Origin of the sequence: Polaromonas sp. YR568 (genome assembly GCF_943369675.1) — a bacterium.
In the GTDB taxonomy this organism is placed as follows: Bacteria; Pseudomonadota; Gammaproteobacteria; order Burkholderiales; family Burkholderiaceae_C; genus Polaromonas.
On the sequence record NZ_CALROB020000060.1, the window covers coordinates 23,171 to 30,979 of the forward strand.

At 65.9% G+C, this 7,809-nt stretch carries 6 protein-coding genes and 1 pseudogene; 1 reads left to right on the forward strand and 6 read right to left on the reverse strand.

The genetic code is table 11. The features are described 5' to 3' along the window. Nucleotides 1-4 precede the first annotated feature (4 nt). The 5 genes from ACLV8F_RS22625 to ACLV8F_RS22645 form a co-directional block, all read right to left on the reverse strand. Complete coding sequence (locus tag ACLV8F_RS22625) at nucleotides 5-1,813, reverse strand: putative porin (RefSeq protein WP_411886451.1); 1,809 nt, start codon at nucleotides 1,811-1,813, stop codon at nucleotides 5-7. A 47-nt stretch (nucleotides 1,814-1,860) separates the two neighbouring features. After that, nucleotides 1,861-2,562 carry a hypothetical protein gene (locus tag ACLV8F_RS22630; protein ID WP_411886452.1) on the reverse strand — a complete coding sequence of 234 codons (702 nt, stop codon included), beginning with the start codon at nucleotides 2,560-2,562 and terminating at the stop codon, nucleotides 1,861-1,863. A gap of 13 nt (nucleotides 2,563-2,575) precedes the next feature. Further along, on the reverse strand, nucleotides 2,576-2,986 hold the full coding sequence (locus tag ACLV8F_RS22635) for an ExbD/TolR family protein (protein ID WP_411886453.1): 411 nt from the start codon (nucleotides 2,984-2,986) through the stop codon (nucleotides 2,576-2,578). 14 nt (nucleotides 2,987-3,000) lie between these two features. Beyond that, a complete protein-coding gene (locus ACLV8F_RS22640; protein WP_411886454.1) occupies nucleotides 3,001-4,788 on the reverse strand; it encodes a DUF2341 domain-containing protein in 1,788 nt (595 codons plus the stop codon). 116 nt (nucleotides 4,789-4,904) lie between these two features. Then, on the reverse strand, nucleotides 4,905-6,581 hold the full coding sequence (locus ACLV8F_RS22645) for a ShlB/FhaC/HecB family hemolysin secretion/activation protein (protein ID WP_411886455.1): 1,677 nt from the start codon (nucleotides 6,579-6,581) through the stop codon (nucleotides 4,905-4,907). A gap of 399 nt (nucleotides 6,582-6,980) precedes the next feature. Here ACLV8F_RS22645 and ACLV8F_RS22650 point away from each other — a divergent pair, with 399 nt between their 5' ends. Beyond that, nucleotides 6,981-7,376, forward strand: a complete 396-nt coding sequence (locus tag ACLV8F_RS22650; RefSeq protein WP_411886456.1) for a hypothetical protein — start codon at nucleotides 6,981-6,983, stop codon at nucleotides 7,374-7,376. A gap of 64 nt (nucleotides 7,377-7,440) precedes the next feature. Here ACLV8F_RS22650 and ACLV8F_RS22655 read toward each other — a convergent pair. Beyond that, nucleotides 7,441-7,809, reverse strand: a pseudogene (locus tag ACLV8F_RS22655) (hypothetical protein); the annotation flags it as partial.

The window sequence follows — 7,809 nt, forward strand, 5'->3', positions numbered from 1 at the left end:
CTCCTTAGAAACGGGCATTGAAGTCAAGCTGCAGCGTGTCGACGGCAAACGGCGCGCCGAAGACCTGCTTGCTGGAAGTCCAGCGCGTGCTGAACCAGGTGTTCTTGGCCAGCGCGTAAGAAGCGCCTATGAAGTAGCCCTTGGCGTTGGTGCCGCCCAGGTGGAAGGTCGAATCGTTGTAGCCGTCAGGCATGGCATCGGGCTCGATGTGCTTGTAGCCGGCCATCACGTTCCAGTCGCCTTTGGCGCTCGGGCTCGGGTTGCCGAAGGTGGCCTGGATCATGTAGGCATTGCCGCCGCTCTTGAAGTCGGCCTGGGTGGTGCCGCCGGTGCCGCCGAAGTTGTTGATGATGCCGCCGCGCGCGCGGGCGAACATTTCGCCCTCGTTGTAGGCCATGTTGTTGATGTAGTTGCCGTCCAGGCGAAGGCCGTAGCCCGCCACCCTGGTGTCCCAGCGCAGGTTGATGTCCAGCAGGTTGAATTTCGACGCCATGCCGACGTATTGCGGCTGCGCCGTATTCGCCGGGTCCAGGGGGTCGAGCGCGATATTGCGCAGCAGCATCAGGGTGTTGCCCTTTTGCATGAAGGCCGGGCGGCTCCAGTCGGTGCTGCAGCCGTCGGCGCCGGCATACAGCGCGCACGGCTCCGAGACCTTGCCGCTCACGTTGTTGAACTGGTAGTAAGCGATCGCGCCGCGCAGGCTGTTCTCTTTGTCGAGCTTCCAGTTCGCGCCAACCTGGGCGCCCAGCAGCCACTTGTTCTCGCTGGACATCTTGTTCTGGCTGCGGCTCGGCGCGCTGTCGGACGAGTACTCCAGCGGGATCAGGCCGACGGTGCCAAAAACGGAGACGTCCTTGTTGGCCAGGGTCTTGTCGAACTGCGCGGCGATGCCGTCGAAGTTCAGGTCACCCGAGAACAGCATGTCGCTGGACATGAAGGGGTTGCCGAAGCGGCCCGCGGTGACCTTGGCCCACTCCGAGGGTTTATAGGACAGCCAGGCCTGGTCCAGCCAGATGCTCTTCTTGCCGAGGCCGCCGCCCAGGGTCTGCGTGGTGGAAACCGGGCTGTCGTCGCTGCCCGTTGCCAGGCGCACGCCGGCCTGGGTGCTGTCGGAGATGTCGGCCAGCACACCCAGGCGCGCGCGCAAACGCGCAAGGTTGCGCCTGTCCTGGCGCGTGTTGAGGAGCTGCGGCAACGCCACCGGGTTGGTGTTGGGGTTGATGTCGTAACCGGTGCCGGCGTTGATGGCGGCGTAGTTGGTTTCGATGTTGCTGTTGTCGGACGAGAAGAGGCGCGACTCGTAGCGGGCGCGGATGTCGCCTTCGATACGGATGCGCTGCGTCCACTCCGGTGTCTCGTTGGGCGCGGCCCATCCCTCGGACTTGGCCTGCGCCATCACCTGGCCCTTGATCTCGTCGCGGATCTGGTCGCGCACCGTGTCGGAGATGTAGGGAACCCGGACGTCGCCCGGCTCGGGGCGCAACCCGCCGGCCGGCGCCGCGGCCGCGAGCTGGCGCTGCGCCTGCTGGGCCGCCATGGCTTCCGTCTGCGCCTGGGCCAGGAGTGCCTCCCCGACGTCCTTGGTCAGCGCGCCGCTTTGCACCAGCCCGCGGATCAGCCTGACCATGGCGGTCTCGGTGGGCGCGGCGGTTTGCGCCTGCACGGGTGCGGCCATGAACATCATGGCGATGGCGGAGGTCAGCGCCAGAATTCCGGCTTTGGGGGCCCGGTGCGCCCGCCGCGGATGGCGGGAAGGCGCGGACCCGGCAAACGCGGGGCCGGCATGCTTGGGAAGGAGGGCTGGGTGGTTCATCATTTTGGTCACAGGTTGTTAAGAGGGAAAGGAGGCGTCGCCCGGGCTCACTGGCGGCGGCCTCGCATGCTGAGGCGCATCGGCAGGCGCATCGAAGGCGGCGGCTGTTCGTCGATGCGCTCGACGCCGCGCAGCGTTGCCAGGATGAGTTCGTCGGTCTGGGCATTGCCCGAGCTCTTGACCAGTTGCAGGCGCGTCGTCTTGCCGTCGGCGGCCATCCACAGGTCAATCGTCAGGCCGTCGAAGGACAGCGAACGGGTGCGCGGGTCCCTCAGCAGGATCTGCTGCAGGAAGTTCGAGACGTAGTTGTTGTACGAACCGCCGCCCAGGCCGCCGCCGCCCGTCAGGCCACCGCCGCGACCGGACTGGATGCCGAACGAGTCGTTGCCGGCTTGCGCGTCGCTGTTCATGGTGACCGGGTCGCTCAAATCCTTGGCGGGGCTTGGCGTGTCTTCGGAGGGCTTCTCCACCGGCTCGGCCGGGGTCGGCTTGACCTCGGTCACTACAGGTTTGACGGGTTCAGGATCGGGCAGCTTTTCAGGCTCAGGCGGCGGAGGCGGGGGTGGCGGGAGCATCAGCATCGGGGTGGAAGCCACCTCGCGTTTGGTGCTCGCCATATCCGAAAGCAAATACCAGATGACGGCGGCAAGAAGGGCCAGGGCCGCCACACCGATGATGCTTCCCCCCCAGCGGCGCCAGACGTCGCCCGCATTGCGCAGCGGATGGGGATTGAGATGAAGGGAGGCCACGTTCTCATTCCCCTCAGGCAGGCTTGCCGGTCACCAGGCCGACCTGGTTGAGGTCGATGCGGCGCAGCAGGTCCAGCACCTCGACGACCTTGGCGTACTGGACGGCCGCGTCACCGCGCACGATCACCGGGAAATCCGGCGTGAGCGCTTTCTCGGTGCGCAGGCGCTCTTCCAGCTCCGGCAGGCTCACCGGATAGGCGTCCAGGAACACCCGCCCGCCGTTGTCGATGGTGATGGCCTTGGTCTTGGGCTTTTCCAGCGCCACGGACGAACTCGCCTTGGGCAGGTCCACTTTGAGGCCGGGAATGCTGGCATTGCTGGTCAGGATAAAAATCACCAGCACCACCAGCAGCACGTCCACGAAGGGCGTGATGTTGATGCCGCCCGCGCGTTTTTTGGTGCCGAATTTGGCTGCGTTTGCCATGGTCATCCGCCCCGTTAAGCGCGTTGGCCGGCGTGGGCCTGGCGGCCCTCGCCCTGCTCTTCGGCCAGGCGCGTGGAGAATTCATCCACGAACACCGCCATGTCCGCGCCAATGGCGTCCGAACGCGAAGCCAGCCAGTTGTAGCCGAACAGCGCGGGAATCGCGACGCCCAGGCCGGCGGCGGTACACAGCAGCGCGGCGGCCATGCCGGGCGCCACCGAGTTGATGTCCACGGCGCCGGCCATCGCGGCCACCACGAATACCAGCATGATGCCCAGCACGGTGCCGAACAGGCCGACGTAAGGCGCGCCTTCAATCGTGGTGGACAACCAGTTCATGCGCTTGGACATGCGCTCGTTCTCGCGCACCTGCACGCCGTCCATCGCGGCCCGGATGGCGCTGATGGTGGCGTTGGAGACGGCGTTGAGGTCGTAGCCGCGATCATGGCGGCGGCGCAGTTCGCCCACGGCCACTTCATAGAGGCGCCAGAGCGAGGAGTCCGACTTCACCTCGGCGGGAATCTTGTTGTTCTTGGCCAGCGAATCCAGCGGCGCGCCGGCCGACTCGCGGAAGTAGCCCATGAAGGCCTCGTTGGCGCGCGAGATCGCGCTGTAGCTGCGGCTCTTGCCGATCATGATGAACCAGGAGAAACCCATCATCAGGCCCAGGACGAGCACCACGGCCCAGGCGTCCAGCGGCATGGCCGACAGGATGAAGCCGAAGTGGCTTTTGCCCGCCTGTTGTTCGTCCGCGCCGAACTTGGTCATGCGCGATTCGGCGCCTTGCGACACCGCATCGGCCAGCAGCAGGGCATCGGCGCGCGCCACCTTGGACAGGCGCAGTTCGTCGATGGAGCCCGTAAAGGCCGCGAAAGCCGCTTGCGCGCCCGGCGTGGCGGACGCGGTGGCGTCGACGCCCAGGGATGCGGAGGTGTTCAGCGCCGGCAGGGCGCCTTCCAGCGACGCGCTGGCGCGGCCGCCGACGTAGAGCGTAACCGTCTTGCCGTCGGCCTTCAAGGCCAGGTGCGACCATTGGCCGGCCTGGACGGGCTGGCCCGGGGTGCTGCGTTTGCCGTTGACCTGCACGAAGGGAACGCCCTGGTCCAGGCCGACGACCAGCTCGCCCGCGCCGTCGCGGCGCGAGTAGATGACTTGCTGGGCGCCGAGCTTGTCGGGGTGGACCCATGCGCTGAAAGTGAAGGCATCACCGGCCTTCTGGGCCAGCGACGGTGAGGCCGGCAGTTGCAGCGCGGCCGTGCCGAGTTGCGCGCCCTTGCCGATCACGGCGCCTTCCAGGATCACCGCCGACGTCTGCGCGTTGTTGCCGTAGGCCGTGGTGTCGCGCGGAGGCGCGCCGGCTTCGCCGAAGTGGTAGACCAGGGTGTAGTCGGGATCGAAGGTGCGCTGGCCGTTGCCGGATGCGGGCGCCTTCTTGTTGCCGTAATACATCCAGACCTGCTGCGGCGCGCCGGCCGACAGCGCGGGAACTTCCACCCACACGAGCGCGATGCCCAGCAGCGGGTCGAACTGCTCGACCTGGTGGTTCAGCACGGTCTTGTCGTCCGCCGCGACAAAGCGCAGGTCGGCGCCGTTGTCACTGACGCCCTGGAAACTGAAATTGCCCGTGTGCAGGCGCACCAGCACCGGCGTGCGTCCGGCGTCGCCGCCTATGGCGCCGCCCTGCGGGCCGGCGTCAATGGTGACGGGTTTGCGGTAAGCCCAGTCGGGCTGCCACCATGCATGGGCCAAGCTCGGTACCAAGGTGCTCAACAGGGTGAGCGAAAGAAAGAGGATGCGTCGCATGAGAAAGGTTCTCCGAAGGCTCGTGGAAGGATGGAAGGATTGAAGGATTGAAGAAATGAAAGAAGAAAAAAAACGGTGAAACTTGAAGGTCCGGATAAAGGGTTTCCTGCGCCGCCTCAATAGGTGGCGTTGATGTTGAAGGTCACGCGCAGGTCGCGGCGCTCGGTGCGCGGGCCGTTCCTCAAGGGGTAGCCCAGGTCCAGCTTGCCGCTCACGCTGGTGCCCAGGCGAAAGCTGGTGCCCACGCCCACCGACGCGAGGGTGAACTCCTCGGTCTGCTGCGGCAGCGGGCTGCGCAGGTGCAGCTGGGCCGCATCCGCGAAGGCGTAGACGCGCCAGCCCTCGATCCATGGGTTGAAATAATTCAGAGGTTTGGTGCGGTATTCCAGCGAACCCACCAGGCCGTAGTCGCCGGTGGCTTCGGACGACAGGTAGCCGCGCACGGTGTTCGCGCCGCCGGCCGCCATCTGCTCGCCCGAGACCAGCGGGGAATCCGTCATCTGGCCGGCCAGGCGGTAACCGAGCTGCGAATCACCCTCGAAGGTGTAGCTGCCGTTCAGGTCGGCCTTGAACACCATGAAGCTGGGCGAGGCCTTGTAGCGTTTGTAGTCAAACTCCTGGACGCTGCTGCCGTAATCCAGGAAGCTGCGGGTTCCCGCCACCATCGACAGGCCGACGCCGTACTGGCTGCGCTCACCCTGCATGAAGCCGGAATAGGCCAGCGTGATGGGGGCGTACTTGAGCGTCGAGGAATCGCCCGTGGCGCCCAGGCGCAGCGCTTCCTCGTTGCTCTTGAAGTCGACGCCTATGCTCATGCTGTGCCACCAGGCGCCCGAGTTGGGCACGGTATAGGTGGCCTTGAAGCCGAAGGAATGGCCTTTGCCAAGCACGTTGGTTCCGCCCACCGTGGCCACGTTGCTGTCGGACTTGTACCCGGAAGCCTCCAGGCTCCAGTTGGAGCCGCGTATGGGCGCCATATAAGAGCCGGACCAGACCTGGGTCTGGTTCAGGTCTTCGGGCGCGCCGTAGAAACTGACCGATGCGACATGACCGAGCTGCCAGAGGTTGTCATGCGAGACGGAGGCGCTGGCGCGCAGGCGCTTGGTGTCGGCGCTGTAGTCGTTGTTGAGGCCGGCGCTCAGGCGCCAGGGGCTGCCGTCCTCGACCTTGAGGTCCACATCCATGGTCCCGGGAATCGCGCCCTGCCTGACCAGCGGCATCACCTGGCGCTTGCCGCCGCGGTTGAGCTGGGCCAGTTCGGCCTGCGCCTGGTTGAAGTCGGGCACCGCGCCTTCCTTCAGTGCGGGCACCTGGTCGCGCACTTCCAGCGGCGAGTTGTACTGCGCGCCGACGACGCGCACACGCCCCACCTTGGTTTCGCTGACCTGCAGGAAGACGATGCCGCCTGTCACCTGCTGCTCGGGCAGATCGACATAGACGGACTGGTAGCCGCGCGCCTGGTACACGGCCAGCAGCGCGTCGCGCGCGCTCTCGATGTCTTTCATCGTGCGGCGCGGGCCGAGGAAGGGCGTCACCGCGCGTTCGATGGCGCGGGCATCCAGCACGGTGTTGCCGCGCACGATGTATTCCTGAATATCGACCGGCCGCAAGGCCACCGCTTCCGCGGCCGCATCGGCGCCCGCGGTCGGTGTCACCGCGGCGGGCTCGGCGGCTTGCGCCGCCGGGGTAGCCGGGGCCTGCGCCAGCGCGGCCTGCTGGCCCGTCAATGCCGCCACGGCCAGAAAAACGGCGTTCCAATAACCGGGCGGTTTACTCTTCTTTAGGTCACGCATGTCATCAACTCAATTCTGAAAAACCAAACGCTGATAGGGTCCACCGGTACCGGATCGCCGGTGCCGCTGAAGTTGCAGGATCGTGCGCAACAACAACCATGGTGAAGAGCGACCATGACGGCATTGCGTACAAAGGTATAGACGGCCAGGGAGGACCGCGACTGTCGTTTGTCACGAAATCTTCATAAAACTCTTTCGGGCAAAGAGCCTCATGGCGGGACCGGCGCAACGCGGTTGGCGAAAAAAAAGAGAACTCTTCCCGTCAAGAAAAAGTTCTCATATTTTTTGTACCGTACCGCGCCTGTCACTTACCCGCTTTCGTCATGGCGGTGACACGCGCTCCCGCCATGATTGACTGCCTGGTCCATGTGACGCAAAAATGAAAGCCGCAGGCACGCTATGGTTCGCTCAATCCCCGCCCTCATTTCCCTGGCGCTGTTCAGTACTTTCCTGAACGCGCAACCGGCCCCCGCCGCGAGTGCGGCGGCGGCGGCGGCGGCGGCGGCGGACGATGCCGCGTCCTGTATCGAGGTTGAGGTGAACGGCGAAAAAACCCCGTCCTTCGCCTGCCTGACCCAAAAGCTGCGGCCCGCCGCCGACGCGCGCAACGCGTCGCTGCCGCCTCCCGCGCTCGGCTCCGAGGCCATCATCCTGCGCCCCTCCAACCAGCTGGGTTTGTTCAACCGGGCGGCCACCAGCAACCGCATGGGCAACACCTTCGGCACCTCGGTGTACCCGCAGCGCCCGCCTCCTCAGGTTCCGGCAACGCCGTTGATTCCGAACGCCCGGCCGTGAGGCGGCAAGCTACAAACTGCCAACACCGGCCAGTTGAGGGAAGCAGCAGCTAGTCGCCGTCTGCTCAAGGCCGCCAGTTCCGACGCTCCTCAGGGGTTAGCTGTGCCTTCTGGGCCTCCGTCAACACGCCGGCGCCCAGCACCTGGATAGCACTGTTGGCGTTGTAGCTCACCGGCTCACCCTTGGCAGCGCCGCGCGACGAACCTTGGGCGCCCTCCATGGGCTCGTTGCCAAACCCGACCACACGCACGGTGAACACCGAGGGCAGGTTCTGCCGCGCCGCCGCGCGGTCGCGCTGCAGCATGTCCTGGGCCGCCATCGCCGCCTGCGAGGCCGCGGCGCCGGCATTGGTCAGCGCGCCTATGTTGACGGCCTCCACCACCGGCAGGCCCTTGGCCTCGCCCTTGACCTTGATGTTGTCGGCGTTGAGCAC

What these genes read in the sequence shown, in the direction of transcription:
- ACLV8F_RS22640 (WP_411886454.1), bottom strand. Translation starts at nt 4,788, where the DNA reads ATGCGACGCATCCTCTTTCTTTCGCTCACCCTGTTGAGCACCTTGGTA.
- ACLV8F_RS22650 (WP_411886456.1), top strand. Translation starts at nt 6,981, where the DNA reads ATGGTTCGCTCAATCCCCGCCCTCATTTCCCTGGCGCTGTTCAGTACT.
- ACLV8F_RS22645 (WP_411886455.1), bottom strand. Translation starts at nt 6,581, where the DNA reads ATGCGTGACCTAAAGAAGAGTAAACCGCCCGGTTATTGGAACGCCGTT.
- ACLV8F_RS22625 (WP_411886451.1), bottom strand. Translation starts at nt 1,813, where the DNA reads ATGAACCACCCAGCCCTCCTTCCCAAGCATGCCGGCCCCGCGTTTGCC.
- ACLV8F_RS22635 (WP_411886453.1), bottom strand. Translation starts at nt 2,986, where the DNA reads ATGGCAAACGCAGCCAAATTCGGCACCAAAAAACGCGCGGGCGGCATC.